This window comes from Anaerococcus sp. Marseille-P3915 (assembly GCF_900258475.1).
In the GTDB taxonomy this organism is placed as follows: Bacteria; Bacillota; Clostridia; order Tissierellales; family Peptoniphilaceae; genus Anaerococcus; species Anaerococcus kampingae.
On record NZ_LT984891.1, the window covers coordinates 1 to 2,217 of the forward strand.

Genomic DNA, 2,217 nt, shown 5'->3' on the forward strand with positions numbered 1-2,217 from the left:
CGAAAAGTTACACCCTTAAATAACTATAATAACAAGAATTCCGAAAATCGGAAATCAAGAATTTCGATTATCGAAAATCAAGAAAGGAACAGATATGGCAACAAACAAAAGATATTATTGGATAAAATTGAAAGAAGAATTTTTCACAGACAAAATAAACAGAGGACATTGTCCTTAATGAGTCCAACCCATGTCCGACAAGAGATAGAGATAGAGATAGAGATAGATAAAGAGAGAGAGGGAGAGATAGAAAAGATTTAACATTTTTGGTATAATTATAGAAATTAGATTTTGAAAATATTATGGATAATTGGCTTAAGAGCTGTAAGATAAATGAAATAAAGAGAAAATGGCTACAACTTGTAGCCCCAAAAATATATAGGAGGTGAATTTTGTGGCAGAACAAAACAAGGAAATTGTAGTTATAGATGAAACTACAATTAAAAGTAAGATTTACTATATACGAAATCAAAAGGTTATGCTTGATTTTGAACTTGCTGAAATATATGGGTATGAAACAAGAGCTTTTAATCAACAGGTAAAAAGAAATAATGAAAAATTTGATGATGATTTTATGTTCCAATTAACCGATGAAGAAGTATATGAACTTTCAAGATCACAAAATGTGACCTTGAAGAGAGGAACAGGTAGAGGAAGCAATATAAAGTATAATCCATATGCCTTTACAGAACAGGGAATATATATGCTTATGACTGTATTAAGGGGAGAACTTGCTGTTAAACAGAGCAAGGCTTTAATACGAATGTTTAAGCAAATGAAAGACTTTATTATTGAAAATCAAGATTTTATCAGTTCAAAAGAATTAGTACAAATTGCCATTCAAACCAACCAAAACACAAAAGATATTGCAGGAATAAAATCTCAAATGGCTACAAAAGAAGATTTGAAAAAGGTAATGGATAATTTTATAGACCCGGAAACATATAAACATTTCCTCTTGATGAATGGAGATAAGATAGAAGCTGATGTTGCCTATACAAAAATATATAAATCAGCAAAGAAAAGCATTTATGTAATAGATAACTATATAGGACTTAAAACATTAGAACTTTTAAGAGCTGCAAGAGATAAGACTCAAATCGTAGTCTTTAGTGATAATGTCAAGAACAAGGATATGCTTACAAAAAACATCTTAGATGATTTTAGAAAAGACTATCCTAATATAGACCTGAAACTTAAGATAGCAGGTAAAAAATATCACGATAGATATATAGCAATAGACTGTGGAACAGAAAATGAAGCCTTTTATCTTTGCGGAGCTTCGTCAAAGGATGCGGGAAATAAAATATCAAGTATTACCAAGATAGAAGAATCTTCTAAAGATATGTACCATGATATGTTTAGTAAGATGTTAAATAATAAAGACTTAAAAATTTAATATACAAAAATAAAAATCAAAATAATTTACGTAAGGCGGTAGAAGTAAAAACTATCGTCTTTTTTTATTTGAAGAAAGGTAGGAGAGCATGGCAGATAAAAGAATGTTTTCACTAAAGATAGTAGATAGCGACTTATTTTTGGATATGCCACTAAGTAGTCAATGCCTGTATTTTCATCTATCAATGAGGGCAGATGATGATGGTTTTGTGGACAATCCAAAGAAGATAATAAAAATCATAGGAGCAAATGAAGATGACCTAAAAATACTAATAACAAAAGGCTTTGTAATTGTCTTTGAAAGGGGAATTATTGTAATTACTCATTGGAAGATAAATAACTACATCAGGAATGACAGGCGAAAAGAAACGATGTATATTACAGAAAAACAAAGCTTAACACAAACAGAAAATGGAGCATATATCAAACTTGAAAATCTTGGTATACCAAATGACAACCAAGTGTCAACCATTTGTCCGCATAGTATAGGTAAGGGTAGATTAGATAAGGTTAGTATAGATAAGGGGAGAGGAGAAAAAGAAAACCAAGCAGCCCCAGTTTCTTTTTACGGAAAATATCAAAATGTTCGATTAACTGAAGAAGAATACCATAAGTTAAAGGATAAGCTGCAAAGTCATACAGATACAATGATTGAAAAGCTATCAAGATATATCAAAAGCTCTGGGAAATATTATAAAGACCATTATGTAACAATCCTTAATTGGTATGAAGAAGATAAAGACAAACTAAGACAGAAAGGTTTAAATAAAAAAATGAACTATGATGTAGGAGAATCTTTATAGATAAAAAGAGGTGGAA

Annotated in this window: 2 protein-coding genes and 1 pseudogene; all 3 read left to right on the top strand. The window is 30.3% G+C overall.

Annotated features, from left to right (window positions below; genetic code table 11):
• A pseudogene (locus C8269_RS11045) lies at positions 1–261 on the top strand (hypothetical protein); the annotation flags it as partial.
• 133 nt (positions 262–394) lie between these two features.
• Positions 395–1,399, top strand: coding sequence for an ORF6N domain-containing protein (locus C8269_RS10695; RefSeq protein WP_106461831.1), 1,005 nt, complete (start codon positions 395–397; stop codon positions 1,397–1,399).
• 88 nt (positions 1,400–1,487) lie between these two features.
• The gene (locus C8269_RS10700; protein WP_075574320.1) at positions 1,488–2,201 is read left to right on the top strand and encodes a replisome organizer; all 714 of its coding nucleotides are present in this window, start codon (positions 1,488–1,490) and stop codon (positions 2,199–2,201) included.
• The last annotated feature ends 16 nt before the right edge of the window (positions 2,202–2,217 follow it).